20 protein-coding genes are annotated in these 17,691 nt (G+C 46.7%); 10 read left to right on the forward strand and 10 right to left on the reverse strand.

Annotated elements, in window-relative coordinates:
- Positions 1-41 precede the first annotated feature (41 nt).
- On the forward strand, positions 42-2,747 hold the full coding sequence (locus tag FHS56_RS01415) for a T9SS-dependent choice-of-anchor J family protein (protein WP_166918102.1): 2,706 nt from the start codon (positions 42-44) through the stop codon (positions 2,745-2,747).
- A 242-nt stretch (positions 2,748-2,989) separates the two neighbouring features.
- Here FHS56_RS01415 and FHS56_RS01420 read toward each other — a convergent pair whose 3' ends face one another.
- On the reverse strand, positions 2,990-3,412 hold the full coding sequence (locus tag FHS56_RS01420; protein ID WP_166918103.1) for an acyl-CoA thioesterase: 423 nt from the start codon (positions 3,410-3,412) through the stop codon (positions 2,990-2,992).
- Positions 3,413-3,461: 49 nt separating this feature from the next.
- Between FHS56_RS01420 and tilS the strand changes: the two genes are divergently transcribed.
- From tilS to FHS56_RS01440, 4 genes are read left to right on the forward strand one after another with little or no spacing between them, the layout of a single operon-like run.
- Positions 3,462-4,793 (forward strand): tRNA lysidine(34) synthetase TilS, encoded by a 1,332-nt coding sequence (gene tilS, locus FHS56_RS01425; RefSeq protein WP_166918104.1) that lies wholly within the window; start codon positions 3,462-3,464, stop codon positions 4,791-4,793.
- Between the two features lie 7 nt (positions 4,794-4,800).
- Positions 4,801-5,370, forward strand: coding sequence for a Crp/Fnr family transcriptional regulator (locus FHS56_RS01430; protein ID WP_166918105.1), 570 nt, complete (start codon positions 4,801-4,803; stop codon positions 5,368-5,370).
- A complete protein-coding gene (bshC, locus tag FHS56_RS01435; RefSeq protein ID WP_166918106.1) occupies positions 5,360-6,976 on the forward strand; it encodes a bacillithiol biosynthesis cysteine-adding enzyme BshC in 1,617 nt (538 codons plus the stop codon). The genes FHS56_RS01430 and bshC overlap by 11 nt, the downstream gene beginning before the upstream one ends.
- A gap of 5 nt (positions 6,977-6,981) precedes the next feature.
- Positions 6,982-7,629: a 5-formyltetrahydrofolate cyclo-ligase gene (locus FHS56_RS01440; RefSeq protein WP_166918107.1), complete on the forward strand. Its 648-nt coding sequence runs from the start codon at positions 6,982-6,984 to the stop codon at positions 7,627-7,629.
- On the opposite strand, the gene FHS56_RS01445 is transcribed toward FHS56_RS01440, so the two are convergent.
- The 9 genes from FHS56_RS01445 to FHS56_RS01485 all read right to left on the reverse strand — a co-directional run bounded on the left by FHS56_RS01445 (position 7,565) and on the right by FHS56_RS01485 (position 13,261).
- Positions 7,565-8,086 carry a hypothetical protein gene (locus tag FHS56_RS01445; RefSeq protein ID WP_166918108.1) on the reverse strand — a complete coding sequence of 174 codons (522 nt, stop codon included), beginning with the start codon at positions 8,084-8,086 and terminating at the stop codon, positions 7,565-7,567. The two genes, FHS56_RS01440 and FHS56_RS01445, sit on opposite strands and share 65 nt — an antisense overlap.
- Entirely contained in the window at positions 8,083-8,634 is a 552-nt protein-coding gene (locus FHS56_RS01450) for an EF-hand domain-containing protein (protein WP_166918109.1), read from the reverse strand. The genes FHS56_RS01445 and FHS56_RS01450 overlap by 4 nt, the downstream gene beginning before the upstream one ends.
- A gap of 168 nt (positions 8,635-8,802) precedes the next feature.
- Positions 8,803-9,246, reverse strand: coding sequence for a 50S ribosomal protein L9 (gene rplI / locus FHS56_RS01455; RefSeq protein ID WP_166918110.1), 444 nt, complete (start codon positions 9,244-9,246; stop codon positions 8,803-8,805).
- Positions 9,247-9,262: 16 nt separating this feature from the next.
- Positions 9,263-9,520, reverse strand: a complete 258-nt coding sequence (gene rpsR / locus FHS56_RS01460) for a 30S ribosomal protein S18 (protein WP_166918111.1) — start codon at positions 9,518-9,520, stop codon at positions 9,263-9,265.
- 3 nt (positions 9,521-9,523) lie between these two features.
- Positions 9,524-9,892: a 30S ribosomal protein S6 gene (rpsF, locus tag FHS56_RS01465; protein ID WP_166918112.1), complete on the reverse strand. Its 369-nt coding sequence runs from the start codon at positions 9,890-9,892 to the stop codon at positions 9,524-9,526.
- Positions 9,893-10,010: 118 nt separating this feature from the next.
- A complete protein-coding gene (locus FHS56_RS01470; protein WP_166918113.1) occupies positions 10,011-10,925 on the reverse strand; it encodes a hypothetical protein in 915 nt (304 codons plus the stop codon).
- A gap of 129 nt (positions 10,926-11,054) precedes the next feature.
- Positions 11,055-11,459, reverse strand: a complete 405-nt coding sequence (locus FHS56_RS01475) for a hypothetical protein (RefSeq protein ID WP_166918114.1) — start codon at positions 11,457-11,459, stop codon at positions 11,055-11,057.
- A gap of 46 nt (positions 11,460-11,505) precedes the next feature.
- Entirely contained in the window at positions 11,506-12,258 is a 753-nt protein-coding gene (gene lipB, locus FHS56_RS01480) for a lipoyl(octanoyl) transferase LipB (RefSeq protein WP_166918115.1), read from the reverse strand.
- Positions 12,239-13,261: a bifunctional phosphoglucose/phosphomannose isomerase gene (locus FHS56_RS01485; protein WP_166918116.1), complete on the reverse strand. Its 1,023-nt coding sequence runs from the start codon at positions 13,259-13,261 to the stop codon at positions 12,239-12,241. The genes lipB and FHS56_RS01485 overlap by 20 nt, the downstream gene beginning before the upstream one ends.
- Before the next feature lie 47 nt (positions 13,262-13,308).
- On the opposite strand from FHS56_RS01485, the gene FHS56_RS01490 reads away from it, so the two are divergent.
- From FHS56_RS01490 to FHS56_RS01510, 5 genes are all read left to right on the forward strand, one after another.
- Positions 13,309-13,668, forward strand: coding sequence for a YraN family protein (locus FHS56_RS01490; RefSeq protein WP_166918117.1), 360 nt, complete (start codon positions 13,309-13,311; stop codon positions 13,666-13,668).
- A 1-nt stretch (position 13,669) separates the two neighbouring features.
- On the forward strand, positions 13,670-14,260 hold the full coding sequence (locus FHS56_RS01495) for a phosphatase PAP2 family protein (RefSeq protein WP_166918118.1): 591 nt from the start codon (positions 13,670-13,672) through the stop codon (positions 14,258-14,260).
- On the forward strand, positions 14,250-15,209 hold the full coding sequence (locus tag FHS56_RS01500) for a GNAT family N-acetyltransferase (protein WP_166918119.1): 960 nt from the start codon (positions 14,250-14,252) through the stop codon (positions 15,207-15,209). The genes FHS56_RS01495 and FHS56_RS01500 overlap by 11 nt, the downstream gene beginning before the upstream one ends.
- 355 nt (positions 15,210-15,564) lie before the next feature.
- Positions 15,565-17,007, forward strand: a complete 1,443-nt coding sequence (locus FHS56_RS01505; protein WP_243844122.1) for an anthranilate synthase component I family protein — start codon at positions 15,565-15,567, stop codon at positions 17,005-17,007.
- 6 nt (positions 17,008-17,013) lie between these two features.
- A complete protein-coding gene (locus FHS56_RS01510) occupies positions 17,014-17,637 on the forward strand; it encodes an anthranilate synthase component II (protein WP_166918120.1) in 624 nt (207 codons plus the stop codon).
- Positions 17,638-17,691: the final 54 nt, after the last annotated feature.

Genomic DNA, 17,691 nt, shown 5'->3' on the forward strand with positions numbered 1-17,691 from the left:
AAAAAGACTGTATTAACCTATAAGCTAAAAAATGAAAGGTTATGAAACAAACGAAATTCTTCCCAAATCATGCCTTGGCTCCACTGCTTTGGAGTGCATTTTTGGGCTTTTTTGTTGCCTGGGGTGCCCGGGCACAAGGAAGTTTCAAGGCAGCCGATGCGCCCCTCATCACAGCGGGCACGCATACGTGTGGCTCTTTTTCTGATGGGGGTTGTTCGGAAGCCGACTTGGATAATCCTGACGGAGGCGATGCCCCTACTTGCGCCAGATGGTTTAAATATACGGCTACTAAAAGTGTGTGGGTGGAAATAGACGAATGTGGCGGGACAGGAAACGTATCTGATGGTAGTATTTACAATATATTCTTCCTTTACGAGTACGATCCTGTAAATGACAGTAGAGTATATTTGGAAAATACTGAGAACGGCAGTGGCAATGAGCAGTATAATTATGACTACAACTGTAGCAGCAACACAACCGATGGGTATAGAGCTTATCGGCGCTTTTATGCACAGGCGGGTAAGACATACTATATACAATGGACCGATGAGTTTGGTGCACCGGGGGATTTTACATGGGAGCTCAGAGAAATTTTTGACATTACTACCTCCAACATCACCCACAACAGCGTGGACATCGAGTGGAACGCAGCCGTCGGAGCGGCTACTTACAAAGTCTACCGGGCTACTTCTATGAACGACGGCGGAACGCCCAACGATCCGTCGGATGACCTCCTGGGCAATGACTCTACAGAGGTACACAGCGCTACTGCTGCTGGCACTTATACCGACAACAATCTGCAAGAAGCCACTGAATATTACTACCGCGTGATTGCCTACAATGGAAGCGGCACCGAGGTGGGTAGAACCAGCATTGTGCGGGTACTGACCGATGTGTATAACAATGGGCAACCATTTGTGTTGCGGGAAGGATTTGAGGCTTATTACAACCAAGTAGGTGCTCTGTCAATTTCCGGCTGGAACAATGTGGACAATAATACTGCTGGTAATAGCGACAATACCCCCTGGGAGGTGATGCGGGGCAATGTGCCTTATTCGGGTTCGGCAATAAAAGGTTCAGACGTAAACTGGCGGGACACTATCACCATTGTGAGCGTAGGGGATGGGGGGGTTAATAATAGTGACAACTGGCTCATTACCCCTCAGCTTACTATACCCCCGAGCGGGGCAGAGCTGCTCTTCTGGGGAATGACCTTAGGTTCAGGGGCTTCAACCAATGCTATACGCGTATACGTCTCTACTACAGGCAATACGGTGGGGAATTTTACCGGTGCCCCGCTGCTTGAGCAAACAAACATATCGGGAGATGGTACCTTCAAAAAATTCTCGGTTGATTTGTCGACTTATGCCGGGCAGAACATCTACTTAGCCATTCGGCACACGTCAATAGCTACCGATGGTTTCACCATTGACGATATCGTGGTGCGGGCACTTCCCGAGCCTCAGTTCAACAGTGGATATCCCAATATCTCCAATATTGGTACAACTTCTTTCCGTATCAATGTGAGCGCCGATGTTGATGGCACCGCCTATGCTGTAGTGGTGCCTGATGGAGCTCCCGCACCTACTTCACAAGAAGCAATGAATGGACAGGCAAGTGGGGGAGGTGCACCATCTGCTTCTGGGAGTGTTTCTATTACTGCCAATACAGTGGCATATATAGACATTATAGGCTTGAGTAATACCACCGCCTACGATGTGTATGTAGTGCTGCGGGCGTCGAGTGGCGGTTTGCAGAGCAACCCCACCAAGCTGGATGTAACCACTTTGGCACCCGACACCCCCAACTGGGCAAGTACCTATCCTAAGATGGGAACTGTCACCGATGAAACTGCTACTTTGCTGGTAAAAATAGACCGCAATGGCGCTGCCTATGCCGTGGTGGTGCCCGATGGAGCCACCGCCCCCACAGCCGCCGAGGTAAGAGCTGGGCAGGCAGCCGGTGGCGCCGCGCCCGTAGCTAGCGGTAGAAATACTTCGCTGATACAAAATTTAGAGGGAAGCATTGCTTTCAGTGGGCTTTCGAGCAATACCGCCTATGATGTATATGTAGTAGCCGAAAGCAGCGGCGGCACCATGCAACCATCACCAACCAAAGTAGATTTTACTACTTTGCCGCCTCAGCCCCCTGTGTTTAGCAATGGTTATCCGACAATTACCAATGTAACCTATGAAGCCTTTGACGGAGTGGTGAGAACCAATAAGTCAGGAACTGCTTACTTGGTAGTACTCAGTGCAGGAGCCACCGCTCCCACAGCCGCCGAGGTAAAAGCTGGGCAGGCAGCCGGTGGCAGTGCGCCTATCAGGGCGGCTTCGGTGTCGATGACTGCCAACCAAGATGCTGTGATGAATGTAAGAGGATTGAACCCGGGTACCACCTATGACGTGTATTTTGTGGCAGAAAGCAATGCAAATGTGCTACAGGCTTCGCCTGTGAAGAGAACTTTCACCACGGTGGCAGAAGTAACAGCCCTGGAATCGCCCCTCTCTACTGAGGTGAAGTTGTATCCTAATCCGTCGAGAGGCGCTTTTATGCTGGATATAAGCAACCTCAAAGCTGAAGTGTATAAGGTGCATGTGCTGGACGTAAGCGGTAAAACCCTGACGAGCATCCCCGTGAAGGGCAAAAAGATGAACATTGACCTGTCTGCTTACGGCAGAGGCATGTACTGGATTCAGCTCGAAAGCAGCGAAGGCGTTATTCCGCAACGTGTAGTGATAGAGTAGAGCAAAAACTATAAAGAAAGGAAAGGGGGCTACGGAATGCGCCCCCTTTTTGCTTATTTGGCTACTTCGAAAGTGTTACTCAAAAGTCGATACCGTGTGTTATTTTAAATTTTGTAAAATCTGTCATCTTGTACGAAGCACAGGGCACAGGGTAGTAAAAAATCTGATTTCTTCAAAGGAATGTCTCGTTCGCTTCAAATGGAAAAGAAATCCCTTTTTATTAACCCGCTCTTGTGGGCTTTCTATGCTGGTTTAGGTTGGAAATAAGGTAGGAGTAATTCCTGCAATATAGAGGGGCAACGCACGGGGCGTCCGTTTTCTTTTTTTGCAAAGACCAGTGTTGTGTATCCTTCGTTGATGAGCTCTCCCTTTGGGTTAAATATTTCATAGTCGAAACGGAAACGGCTTGTGGGCATCTCCTTGATATGGGTGCGTATGGTGAGCTCTTCGTCGTAAAAAGCGGGTTTGCGGTAGTACACATATGCTTCCAGTACGGGCATCATAATGCCCTCTTCTTCTTCGAGGCGCTTGTATTGATAGCCCAAAGCGCGGAGTGTTTCCACACGTGCTACTTCGTAATATTCGAGATAGTTGCCATAGTAGGCATATCCCATTTGGTCTGTTTCGGCATAGCGCACCCGCAGCTTGGTGTCGTATGTGAACATATTTTTTACCTTTGCTGTTAAAGAAACCGCATCCTTTCTTATCCGACGTATGCTTATTGACGATTTTTTAGGCTTCATCGACAAAAATAAACTCTTCACCCCAAAGGATAAAATACTGCTTGCCGTAAGTGGAGGTATAGACTCGGTAGTGATGAGCCATCTGTTTGCCAGAGCAGGCTTTATGTTTGCCATTGCCCATATAAACTATGCTTTGCGTGGCAGGGAGTCGCAGGAAGATGCCGCTTGGGTGGCGCAATGGGCAGAAAGTTTGAAGGTGCCTTTCTTTCTGCATGAAGCAAGCCCGCCGGCTGCCGGTAACATACAGTCATGGGCAAGAAAGCTGCGTTATGATTGGTTCAAGCAACTGCTGCAAACAAAAGGCTACGATTACGTGGCAACGGCTCATCATGCCAATGATGTTTTGGAAACGGTTTTGTTTCGTTTGTGTCGTGGTGGAGGCATTGCCGCAGTGCATGGTATTTTACCCAAACAGGCTTTTTTGGTGCGTCCCCTGCTTTTTGCTACCCGTGCACAAATTATGGATTATGCCCGGCATCATGCCCTTTCATGGCGCGAAGACAGTTCCAACGCAACAGACAAATACCGTCGGAACTACCTCCGCCACCATGTGGTGCCTCATTTGCGGGAAATCAATCCTAAGATAGAGGCAACAGTATGGGCGACGACTTGCCGTATCCGGGAGGTTGAAGAAGTGTGGGAAGAGTATGTTACCCGTTGGCGCCAAAATGTATTTTACGAAGACGAGGCAGCCACTTTGCATTTTGCCTTTGAGCACTTGCCTCGCAAGGTGGCGCTTTGGCAAGCGCTTTTGGCACCTTACGGAGTTTCTTTTGACTTGGCAGAGCAATTGATAGAGGCTTGCGGTCGATCGCAAGCCGGCGCCGTTTTCTATACCGCTACGCATTGCTTGTTGCTCGACAGGGGAGAGCTGCTGATTCGTGCACAGGCAGAAAACGCCGCTTTATGCCATGAGGAGCTGCTTTTGTCTTCCCCAAAAGGGAATGCTTCGCTTTGCTTCGGCAGTTTGTATTGGGAGTTGTTGCCAGGGCGTCCTTCATTGCTCTCGGCTGACCCTTGTCAGGCTTATTTGGATGCAGATAAGCTGAATTTCCCTCTGAAGGTAAGACTATGGCAAGCTGGCGACCGCTTTTGTCCTTTCGGTATGAAAGGCAAAAGCAAAAAAGTAAGCGACTTCTTGATAAACATAAAGCTATCACGCTTTGAAAAGGAGCGCCAATATGTGCTTGCTGATGCGCAAGGGCGTATTGCTTGGGTGCTTGGGCGCCGCATCGATGAACGCTTTGCTTTGAATGCATCTACGCAAAATGTGTTATTTTTAAGCTGGACCCCCAAACCATAGATATGCGATGAAATTGCGCAATCCCTTTAAAAAAACATACTCTGCTGCCGAACGCAACTTGTTTCGTTTTTTACGACGTTCACAGTTGTTCTCTTGTCTGGATGAAGCAGAGCTGGCAGAGCTCTATCCTTATTTTTACCACCGCACCTTTAAGAAAAACGAAGTGATTTTCTTTCGTGAAGACCCGGCACAGGCAGTATATATCGTCAGGGAAGGGCGTGTGGAATTAAATATTGACATACAAGATACTTTTGAAGTACTGGCTTATGCCGAAGAGGGGATTACTTTGGGTAGTGAAGCCTTTTTGCCAAAAAAACGCCGTCTTTACAATGCCATTGTGGCATCAGAAGAAGCCCAAATCCTGGTTCTGCCACAAGTAAATATCCTTGAGGTATTCAGAAGAGAAACGGCAATGAAAGCCAAGTTGATGGAAGCGCTTGCTAGCATGTATGCCGACAATACGGGGCATATATTCAATGCTTACCGTAATGTATTTGGATTTTTCGATTTGGGTAAAGCTTATATGTACTCATTCCAAAAACGCACACAAAAAGAGGAGGATGAACATGAATATTAGTCAAGAAGAGCAGAAGCTCTATGATTGCGAATGTTTGTCGCCGCGTAGCAGCGGCTTATATCACGATTGGATACTAAGATACATTGAAAAAGACGAAGCCCTACGCTCCCTTTACGAATATGAGCCTACTGTAGAAGGTGTGCGGCAGTTTATCAAAGACAGCCGTTTTACCGAGCAGCGCCGGCGTCTTGTGTCGCAAGCTATCATGCAGCAATACAGCGGCATGGAGCTGCCCGCAAATGTACGACGGAACATAGAGCAATTGGCGCATCCCAATACCTTTACACTTACCACCGGGCATCAATTGGTGCTGATGGGAGGTCCTCTTTTTGTGGCGTACAAGATTCTGTCGGTAATTCGTATGGCAGAGCAGTTGAATGCCCTCATGCCAAACCATCACTTCGTGCCTGTCTTTTGGATGGCAAGCGAAGACCACGATTGGGAAGAGGTAAATCACTTTTATTTTCGTGGGAAGCGTTATGAGTGGCAGCCGGATTATGCGGGTGCCGTGGGGCGCTACGTGTTGCCCGACATGCAACATTTTGTAGAGCAGCTTCCCGAAGAAATACGCTCATGGGCGGCGGCATATCGCTCCGGCGATACTTGGGCTATGGCGACACGCCGACTCTTGCACCAGCTTTTTGGTGAACTGGGGCTTGTCATCATCGATGGCGATGACCCTTGCTTGAAGGCGCTATGGAAAGACGTCATATGGCAGGAATTGACCCAAATGCCCACCCAAGCGGCTGTGGCTCTTCAAAGCGAGAAGATAAGCCAAATGAACGGCATTGTGCAGGCACATGCGCGCAATATCAATCTATTCTACATAACTGATGGCGAGCGCTTGCGTGTAGAGCGTACGGCAGAAGGTCGTTGGCAAACCGTAGGGGGGGAGTTGCAGTGGTCTTTGACTGAGCTGCGCGAAGCAGTGGAGCAGCAGCCCGAGAGGTGGAGCCCCAATGTGATTCTACGTCCGGTTTATCAGCAGGCAATATTACCCAATGCGGTGTATATAGGCGGTCCCGGCGAGTTGTCTTATTGGCTGCAATTACGCCGTGCGTTTGCTTATTGGCGCCGTTTCGACGAACACATACAAATGCCAGTGCTTGGCTTACGCCACTCTTTGTTTGTACTTACGCCAGCGGATTTGCGCAAGATTGAAAAAAATGCTTTGCAGCCTATTCATTTTTTTCAACCGATAGAACAATTACTAAAAGCATGGTTACAGACCCATGTACACGAAACCGCTGTCTTTGACCAAGCCAAAGTCAAGACTAAAGAAGCCTATGCATTGTTGCTTCCGGAAGTAGGTGCTGTGGATGCGTCCTTGGATAAAAAAGTAAAAGCTTATGAAACCCAAGCGCTGAAGCAAATAGACGAGTTGGAGAAACGTTTTTATAAAGCCGTAAAGCAACGCGAAGAAACAGCCATACGGCAAATTCGTTCTGTACATGAAAGTCTGTTTCCTGCCGGAGTGCCGCAAGAACGCCACGAGTCTTTGTTTACCTTTTTTGTGTATCATCCGGAAAGAAACTACTGGCAGCAACTACTTTCCTTGCTAAAACCATTTGAAACAGAAGTATTGCTGCTAAAAGAAAACACCTGATGCCGATGAGAGGAGTACTGTCGAAACAAGCAGCCCGTGAATGGGCAAAACAGCAACGCCGGGCTTTGACAGAAGCCGAGTACGAGTGCCTGAATACAGCCCTTTTAGAGCGACTGAAAGCACTTTTCAACTGGCAATCCATCACTTATATACACGTTTTTTTGCCTATTCTACGTCAGCGCGAGCCCGACGTGCGCCCTTTGCTTGATTTTATCAGGCAGGAGGTGCCCGCTTTGAAGGTAATGGTGCCGAAGGTAAAAGATGCTTCTCTGGAGCATTACTACCTTTTGCCCGGTATGGAGTTGCAAATGAGCCCTTGGGGAGTACCAGAACCACTCGATACGGCACCTTTGGTTGCTCCTTCCGAATTAGAAAATATAGACTTAGTATTGGTACCCTTGTTGGCATTTGACCGCTGCGGCAGAAGGGTAGGCTATGGCAAAGGTTATTATGACACTTTTTTGAGCTCTTTGCCCCACGCCTTGCGCGTAGGCTTATCTTTATTGCCACCTTTGGAAAAAATAGAGGACATAGAGCCACATGATGTCCCGCTTCATTTGGTTGTTACCCCCGTACAGGTATATGATTTTAGGCTTGCTGCTGAAAAAGCCACGCACGCGCACTTAATAAAGACGCAAAGTAGCGTTCCTTAGCGATTTTTTTTTCCTGAGCTTGTTCTATCTTGGCATTTACCCTTTGCAGCCCGGTATCGCTAAATATCTTGGGGTTGAGCACATAAGCGATGAAATGAGGGTGAGGCAGCATCTCAGGGAGCTCTTTTTGCCACCACTCCGGCAGCCAATAGAAAAAATCGGTGGGCAGATTTTGGGCATGGCGTACGTCAATTAACCAGCGGAAGGGGTCGGTGGGTAAATACAAAGTAACAACGAAACGGATAGCTTTTTTGAGCTCAGGGCTGCTTGCTCGCTCTTTTATCTCGATGATAACAGCATGGATGATTTGGTCGTATTTGTGCTTTACGGCAGACGGATGGGCATCTACAATCATAAAAATGTATTCCGTTAGGATAACAATGATAATAAAAAAAGAGATAACCATGGTCGTCTGCACATGATTATCTCTTTTTTCTCTTGTAAGTTGCTGCCTCATGGGCGTAGTTTTCCGAAGAAGTGGTTGCCTATTTCTTCGGAAGAATTACTCAGATGGAACGCTCTGAAATGAGTAAAAACTTCGTCTTTTTGCAGCTTGTCGTCGCTGTTGAGGTCCATAGCTTCAAAAGCCGCATCCGCTTCTTCGTTGCTTTGTCCAAAACAGCGGTAAAAACGTCGGAACTCTTTCCGGGTCCATGCATTGTCTTGGTCACCATCAAGAATGGGGAAAAGCTTTTCTATGAAAGGAAAAACGTTTTCTTGATATGCTTCTTCACTGCTTAGGTTTTGAGTGTATGCTTGCAAAAACTCCTCGAGGCTTACTTTTTCGTTTTCATCTTCGTCGAAGCGAAGCACCAGCCTGCGCCATACCTGACGAAAAAGAGCGCGAAACTTCTTGTCTTGCTCTTCGCCGATACGCCACCTGAACTCTTCGGCAAATCGGTTGGCAATGCTGTCTATGTCATGAGCTTCAATAAAACCGCTTTCGTCTTGGTCATAAAAGCAGAACAGGTGCTTTATCTTTTGCTTCTGAAAAGTGCTTAGCATATTGGTTCATATTTGATGGAGCTTAAACAAAATATGGAATGCACAAAAACTATGCAACTGTATGCAAAGTTTTTATGCTGGAATTTTAATGTGTTAAGCAAGGGAGCAATGAAAAAGAGGCTGCTTGCTATCAGGCAGCCTCTTATATTGTATGGTAGCTGACGGTGTTTATTCAGCTACTACTTTGAAGGTGATTTCGTGTTTCACTTCTCTGTGCAAGTCTATAATGGCTTTGTACTCACCCAAAGCTTTGGCTTCGCCCACAATCAATATTTTCTTGCGGTCGATGTCAAAGCCTTTTTCTTTGAGTGCTTCGGCAATATGACCGGTGGTTACAGAACCAAATAGACGCCCGCTTTCACCTGCCTTAGCCTTGATTTCAAGCACCAAATTACCGATTTTATCGGCGATAGCCTGTGCATCGGCTTTGATTTTTTCGGCTTTGTGTGCTGCTTGCTTGAGCTGTTCTTGCAGTTGGCGAAGATTCGATTTGTTGGCAATCACAGCATAGCCCTTCGGGATGAGGTAGTTGCGGGCATAACCGTCTTTTACTTTCACCACATCGTTTTTATAGCCCAATCCGGCAATATCTTCTTTTAAAATAATTTCCATGACGCTTTACGGTTTTTTATTTTAAGTTATCTGCTACGAACGGCAACAGAGCCAAATGACGGGCACGTTTGATAGCTTGTGCTACTTTCTTCTGATATTTCAGGCTATTGCCAGTGATACGGCGGGGTAAAATCTTCCCTTGTTCATTTACAAACTTCAGCAAGAAGTCAGGGTCTTTGTAATCTACATATTTAATGCCGTATTTACGGAAGCGGCAGTATTTCTTTACCTTCTTGCGTTTTTCCTGATGGATAGGTTCGTTTATGAGTGTCATAGCTTATTCTTCGTTTTGGGGTTCTTCTACTCGTTTCAGTTCGCCTTTTCTGCGTTTTTCGTTATATTCTACACCGTATTTGTCGAGTTTGACGGTCAGGTAACGCATCACGCGCTCATCGCGGCGATATTCTGTTTCCAGAATATTGACAATTTCGGGACCGGCTTTAAATTCGAAAAGCTGGTAAAAACCTGTTTTTTTCTTTTGAATGGGGTAAGCCAACTTGCGCAGCCCCCAATTCTCTTCATGTACCAACTCCGCACCGTTATCAGTCAGGATTTTTCTGAACTTGTCAACGGCATCCCTCATCTGATCTTCAGACAAGACGGGAGTTAAAATGAATACCGTTTCGTACTGATTTTTGAATTCCATAGGTTAAAAATCCTTTTTTGTTTTGACAAGGCGCAAATTTAAAGATTCTGTTTTACTAATGCAAATAAAAAAGAGAGGCATTAGCCCCTCTTTTGGAAATATTTTGTTGTGTGATTTTTTATTTTACCACAAAAGAGCCTCGCCCAATTAGGTGTCCTTCGCAATAGAGCTCAACGACATGGGTTCCTTCGCGATACTCGCTGCCTTTGTCGTAGATGATGCTCACTTCTTGGCTGTTTTGGTCATACATGACTTGCTTGATGGTTGTGTAATTGAGGTTTTGTTGTTGTGCATCTTGAAAGCGTCCGCCGTCGGGTCCTACGAGCACCGCCCCGGAGGGTTCTATTAGGCGCAGGTAAATTTGGCGGGTTCCGGGTTTAGCGGCTTTATTTTCTGCCAAATTGAATACTATTTTCAGCTTGTCTATTTGGCGGGCGCGGTAGACATCGTCTTCTCGTTCGCGCCCACGTGAGTTGATTGCCAAAATGCGGATATTCTCGGCTTTCAGGATGGCGGCTTGTGCAAGGGTTTGTTCAAGCTTTTGCTTTTCTTTCTGCACACTGCTGATGGAGTCCACCAGCTTCATCTTTTCTTTCTTGGTTTCTACTACTTCTTCGTTCAGCTCATTGGCTATTTCGCGCCATTTTTCTAACTCTTTGTCTTTAGCTATGAGCAGCTCTTCGTAGGCTTTAATTTTTGCCTCATATTCGCGCAGCATGCGGGCATTGGCATTTTTGAGCTGCTCTTTGTCGCGTTCGAGCTGCTCTTTTACCTTGAGCAGGGCTTCGTAGTCCTGATTCAGGGCTTTGGCTTCCTCGATGCGCTTGTCGAGCTCTTGCGAGATGGAGTCAAGCTTGGCAGAGGTTTGGTTTATCTCTTCTTTGTATTCTTCAATGACCACCGCTTGTTGGTTGACATCTTTGTTACGTTGAACAAAGAGATAAAGCAAAATCAAATTGGTGAGAGTGAGCACTACTATAATGCCAATGAGCCACGCCTGGCGTTTTTCTTTTGACTTATTGTTTTGTTCCATAGTACGGCAAGTTGAGTTTAATTTTTAATTGTTTATGCTGCTAAAAAACATACGTTTTATACGGGATACTCGCAAAAATGATACAGGAAAAAATAACAACAGCCGGCAAAATGACGTCATATTTTTACATTATTCGTGCAAAATACCGGGCATGTTCAGTGCTTTGATGAGGGTAAGGTGGGCATCTTGTATGGAATCAGGCGGAAAAATGTACTTTTTGTCAAATATCTGTTTGTCTACATAATAACTCACCCAGTATTCGCTATATAGGCGGAATACATCCGGGTGGATGGGCTCTATCATGGCATAGCTGCCGGCGGGCAGCTCTTCGATGTGGTAGCGTAAGGTAGAGGTCTTTTTTTTCTCGCCATCTATTTCACCATACCCTTTTGCTGTAATCAAGATGGTATGAATAGGGTAGGGATTGGTATTCAGAATATAGACATACCACTCGTCTTCGGAAGTGAGGTTCTCTTTTTTTACGATGGCTACTTTGACTCCTTCTACACTTGGGAATTCTATATCTTTTTTCATGGTTTGTGTTTTTTAGGTAAAAACATCTTCTCTTGGCATAAAAGTTTTATTGTGCTTGGGCACCGATGCTCATGCTATGACTTTCATACAGATGGCATTCGAAGACTGTTTCAAAGTGGCGTTTTAGTTTTTCTTCTACTTCTTTGATGTCCACCTCATGCCCCATTTCTTTGGCAAGCGAGGTAACAGCTTTATCCTTGATGCCACAAGGTACTATGTAATTGAAATACTGCAGGTCGGTATTGATGTTGAAAGCAAAACCGTGCATGGTTACCCAGCGGCTGGTACGCACGCCTATAGCGCATATCTTGCGGGGCACTTCTCCGGCTTTGTAGCCGAGCCATACGCCGGTGAGACCTTCTATACGCCCGGCATCCAGTCCATACTCTGCCAAAGTGCGTATGACGACTTCTTCGATGCTGCGGATGTAGCGTCCTATGTCGGTGAAGAAGTTGTCGAGGTCCAAGATAGGATAGCCTACAATCTGCCCCGGACCGTGATACGTGATATCGCCACCCCGGTTGATTTTGTAAAAGCTGATGCCTTTGTCTTTCATCTGTTGCTCGTTGAGCAACAAATGCTGAAGGCTGCCCGTTTTGCCTAAGGTAAAGACATGAGGGTGTGAACAAAAAAGCAAGTAGTTGGGACAAAGCCGCTGCTCCTCGACGGGTAGAGAATAATTCGCTTTTTTTTGTTCTACGATGTCGTCAAAAAGGTGGCTTTGATAGTTCCATGCTTCTTGGTAGTCGATATTGCCCAAATGACGAAATTCTACGGTTCTATTTTGCCTGGCTTTCATATTTGGCTAAGCTGCTTTTCAGGTAGTTTATTACATCAACAGGGAAAGCGTCCACGCCGTTCAGTTCCGCCAGATAGAACGATGCCCAGTCAAAGAGGTGTATGACATACAGCATCTGTTCGAAGTAGCTTTGCCCATGAGTACTTACCTCATATACTTGCGCGGCTTTCTGCGCAAAAATGGGCTTACATATATCCATGCGTATTTTGACACGCGGATGGTCCAGATTGCTGCGCAGCATCAGCACGGCTATGTTCCGGTATTGTGCTTTGTCCAGTCCCCAGCCCACCAGTTCGTTGTGGTTCATCTCCGGGAATACATTCACATGGCACAACTGTTTGGCATTTTCGTTGATTTGTTGTTGCAACCGCAAGATGGCAGGATACCAGCGCTCATCGGCATAGACAATGGGCAGGCGCTTATGGAAAAGCTTTGCCAATTGCTGGGCTTCTTCCTGTATCTGTGTGCGGTAAAGCTCCAATTGGCGGCATACATGCAGCACTTCATGTTCAAGGTCAAAGTTCGGTGCAAAGTGTTTGAGTACAGCCATGAGCTGAATCAAAGAGTAGCCTAAAAAGGCGCGCGGGCAGGGCGATTCTTGTGGTATTTGTATGTAATCAAAGCCCTTTTCTTTGGCTATATTCAGCAGTTTACCGCCCGAGGTGATGCACAATATTTGCGCTTGGCGCTCTATGGCTTCTTGTAGTGCGTACAAGGTCTCCTCTGTATCGCCCGAAAAAGAGCTGGCAATTACTAGGGTTTGTTTATTCACAAAAGTGGGTAGATTGTAGGTCTTATTGACCAATACGGGTACCTGAAGTATATCTTGTGCAAAAAATTGTAGCAGGTTGCCCCCAATACCTGAGCCTCCCAAGCCGGTAACCACTATTTGCTGTATGCTGTCGGGCTTAAACGAGAAATTTACCTTTTGTGCTATAGCCAAGGCTTTTTGCAGCTGAGAGGCAAAGCCTTCAATCAACGCTTTCATAGAGTTTGTAGCCATCGTTGTTTGTTTTAAATTCAATAAAGTTTACCAAATATACGGGAAAAATGAAAAAAACAAGCCGCCAGAATGGGCACAGAGGCGAAGCTTTGGCTGCTGCTTTTCTGCAGCAAAAAGGTTACCGTATTGAAGCACGCAATTGGCGCTATGGGCATTATGAAATAGACCTCATTGCTCGCACGGGCAATTTATTGGTGTTTGTGGAGGTAAAAAGCCGGCGCAGTACAGCTTTTGGCTTCCCCGAGCAGTTTGTCAGCCATGCACAGGCAGCGCGCATCATGGAAGCGGCAGAAGCCTACATCCTCGAACGAGCGTGGTGTGGAAATATTCGCTTCGATATAATCGCCATAAAGCTTGTATCTTCGGGGCAGCATTTGATTGAACACTTCGAAGACGTTTTTTCATAAGATGAATGCTTTTTGGCAACCAATAGAAGAGTGGGATGTTCACTTTATCTTGTGGGTGCATCGCCACCACCATCCTTGGGCAGATGTATTGATGACTGCCGCTTCTGCCACATGGACTTGGCTACCACTGTATGTTTTGTTGTTGTGGGGGTTATGGAAAGAGCAGCGTGCCACAGTAAAGCTGCTTTGGCATGTTGTAGCAGTAGCCTTGGTGGTGCTTTTGGCAGACCAATTGACCTCTACGCTGATGAAGCCTTTTTTTGAGCGTTTGCGTCCATGCCATCACCCCGATTTGCAGCCTTACCTCTTGCTACCTGACGGCTGCGGAGGGCGCTTTGGTTTTGCCTCTTCTCATGCAGCCAATACCTTTGGGGTTGCTACTTTTTTTGTGTTGCTTTGGCACAAGCAAACCCCCTGGGTGCACGGCTTGTGGCTATGGGCTGCAGTAGTGGCTTTTAGCAGGGTGTACTTAGGCAAGCACTACCTGAGCGATGTGATAGTGGGCGCCATGGTAGGAAGCTTGGCGGCTTATGCAGTCTTCTACGTTTTGTCAGTGGTCTTTAAAAAAAGAGCCTATCCCGATGAGGGTTGAGTTGTTGCCACTGAACGAAGCGCGCCCTTTGTTGCACACCATGCCCATTGCCTTCTTGCCTTCACTTTTCTGCAAGGAAGCATATGCACATTCTTATACCGAAGGCAATGTGTTTGTAGGTGTTGCACATGACACAAAGCAAATACATGCTCTGATTTACTTATATGAAGGGGAGCAAAGATGTTTTTTTAGCCCTCGCTTCCTTACCTTTGGAGGTTGGGAAGGAAGTCGTTGGTTCACTACCAAGCAATGGGGGCTATTGCTTGAGTGTACTATACGCTTCCTGAGACAGCAACAGGCGTCATGCTTACGAATAAGCTTGCCCCCAGACTTTTATCCTATATGTACGCCACCGCAACAGATATGGCGCAAATTGTCCCTTGGAATCAAAGAAGTTAGAGAAATAGAAGATGTATGCCACTATATAGAGGTGAAGAACACACCTTTGCGCGTACGCATGAGCCGTGGGCAGCGTCGCTATTTGAGCATACCTTGCCGGCAGGGGTGGCAGTTGCGTAGGCGACCTGCCACCGAAGTGGACTGGCAAGAGTTTTATGCTCTACTGCAACTAAACAGGCAGACAAGAAATATTCCATTAAGCATCTCTTTTGAGCGTCTGTGCCGTTCGGTTACTATAGCAGGCGATGCATTGCAACTGTTTGAATTGCGCGACACCCAAGGCACCCTGCTGGCAGCATGCATTGCCCTTTGGGTGCATCCGCAGGTACTCTACTATTTTTTACCTTGCAACCATCCGCACTACTACGTCTTTAGTCCTATGGTGCCGCTTTTGAATGCTATGTATGAATATGCCCAGCAAGAAGGAATTTCTTTTTTGGATTTGGGAATTTCTTCGGTAGAAGGCATCATAAACGAGGGACTGAGTGCGTTTAAGGAAAGGATGGGCGCCAATCGTGGAAGTAAAAAAACATTGATAATCAGCCTGTAAATGCTTTTTTGTAAAAAAATACACTCGTTTTCTTGCATGTAAGAAATGTATTTCTTAGCATTGCAACAGGTAAACAGAAAACATTGTTTCGGTAACAATTAAACAACGCCTACTACGGCACGCTTGCATTAAACTTTGTTTATTTCTTTCATTGTATGCAGAAGCAGTTTGTTCATATCGTAGCACGTTGGTGGTGGCACAGCACTAAAAAAGCTGTGGGCAACGACGTGCTATGTTTATGGAACAGCTGACCAAATAAGAAATTACGGATTTGGTGCACAAAAAACGGCTCGTTGCTCACAGCAACGAGCCGTTTTCGTTTACACCCCTCTTTGAAAGTAAAAAATCAAAAGTTATGATGCCTCTTTCATCAGTCAACACCCCCAAAAAACACCGTTTGCGCACGCGGCTACACCGTCAGCTGGCAGATACACACACCCCTGTGAACTTGTACCTTAAACTGCGCGACAAGTTTGTGAATACCTTGCTGCTCGAAAGCTCGGATTATCACGGCGGCGAAAACTCTTATTCCTACATCTGCGTGGCACCCATTGCCCGCTTTGCCGTGCACAACTATGAAATACAAACCACCTATCCCGATGGTAGCAGTTACAGGCAAGTAGTGGAGCAGCCTGAGCAGGTACTGCAGTCTCTATTAGATTTTTTAAACAGCTTTGAAGTTCAAAGTTTTAATTTACCCTTCGTTACAGACGGTCTATTTGGCTACATGGCATATGATGCCGTGCAGTTTTTTGAAACCATCCGCTTTCGGCAGCCTTTAGAAGAAGCCCGCCGCATCCCTTTGATACTGTATCAGAGCTTCCGTTTTATGATAGTCATCAATCACTTTAAAGATGAGATGTATGTGCTGGAGCATTGCCCCGAAGGCGAAGAGAGCGACTTAGAACGCTTCCTCGATATCATAGAGAATCGCAATGTACCGAGTTATCCGTTTTATACGGTAGGGCAGGAGCTTTCCAACTTTACCGACGATGAATTTCGGGCGGTCATAGATGCGGCAAAAGAGCACTGTCAAAAGGGCGATGTGTTTCAGCTGGTGCTGTCGCGCCGTTTTGAACAGCCCTTCCGTGGCGATGAGTTCAATGTATATCGCACTTTGCGTTCTATCAACCCTTCGCCTTACCTCTTTTTCTTTGATTACGGTTCTTTTAAGCTGTTCGGTTCGTCGCCCGAAGCACAGATTGTCATCAAAAACCGCGAGGCAACCATTTACCCCATTGCGGGTACTTTCCGCCGCACCGGCAACGACCAAGCCGACTACGAGCAAGCCAAGCGCCTTTTTGCCGACCCCAAAGAAAATGCCGAGCATGTGATGCTGGTCGATTTGGCACGCAACGACCTTAGTCGCCATGGCAAAGACGTAAAAGTAGAAGTATTCAAGGAGATACAATACTATTCGCATGTGATTCATTTGGTATCGAAGGTAAGTGCGCGTCTGAAGTCTGGGGTGCCTTCTTTGCAGCTGGTGGCTGACACCTTCCCAGCAGGGACCTTGAGCGGTGCCCCCAAATACCGGGCAATGGAGCTCATCGATACCTATGAAAAAGGGGCACGCGGCTATTATGGCGGTTGTATTGGCTATTTGGGCTTTAATGGTGATTTCAACCAAGCCATTATGATTCGCTCTTTCCTGAGCAAGGACTATCGCCTCTATTCACAGGCGGGGGCGGGTATCGTAGCGAAGTCCTCAACCGAAAGTGAGCTGCAGGAAGTAAACAACAAACTGGCAGCTTTGAAACAGGCAATTCATTATGCAGAAGAAATATTTAAAAAATAAACCGCTATGAAAATCCTTGTACTAGACAATTACGACTCTTTTACTTACAATCTGGTGCATTTGCTCTATGAGCTGGGCTTAGAAGAAGCCGTGGAGGTGTTTCGCAATGATGAAATTTCATTGGAAGCCGTGGACGCCTACGACAAAATACTGTTGTCGCCGGGTCCGGGCTTGCCTTCCGAAGCAGGCATCATGCCGGCGCTCATTCAACGCTATGCACCCACAAAGTCCATTTTAGGGGTTTGTTTGGGACATCAAGCCATTGGAGAGGCTTTTGGTGCCCGTCTGTTGAATCTACCTGAAGTGCTGCATGGGGTAGCTTCAGCTATGCATCCCTTAGTTGCCGACCGTTTGTTTGAGGGCGTACCTGCCCCTTTCCAAGCGGCGCATTACCATTCATGGGTCATTGACCGGGAAGGCTTTCCGCATGAGCAGCTGGAAATGATTGCCCAAGATGAGCAAGGGCATATCATGGCGGTGCGCCACCGTCTGTACGATGTGCGTGGGGTACAGTTTCATCCCGAATCTATTCTGACCGAATACGGCAAGCAAATGCTGCACAATTGGTTGTCTCTCAATCCTTCTTCCTTAAAAGCTATGGATGTGTCTGCCGGTAAACTTCCGGTTTGAATGTGTGTTTACTTATCCAGCTATGCTATTGTGAATCAACGACTTTTCAATAAC

It is taken from the genome of Thermonema lapsum, assembly GCF_011761635.1.
In the GTDB taxonomy this organism is placed as follows: domain Bacteria; phylum Bacteroidota; class Bacteroidia; order Cytophagales; family Thermonemataceae; genus Thermonema; species Thermonema lapsum.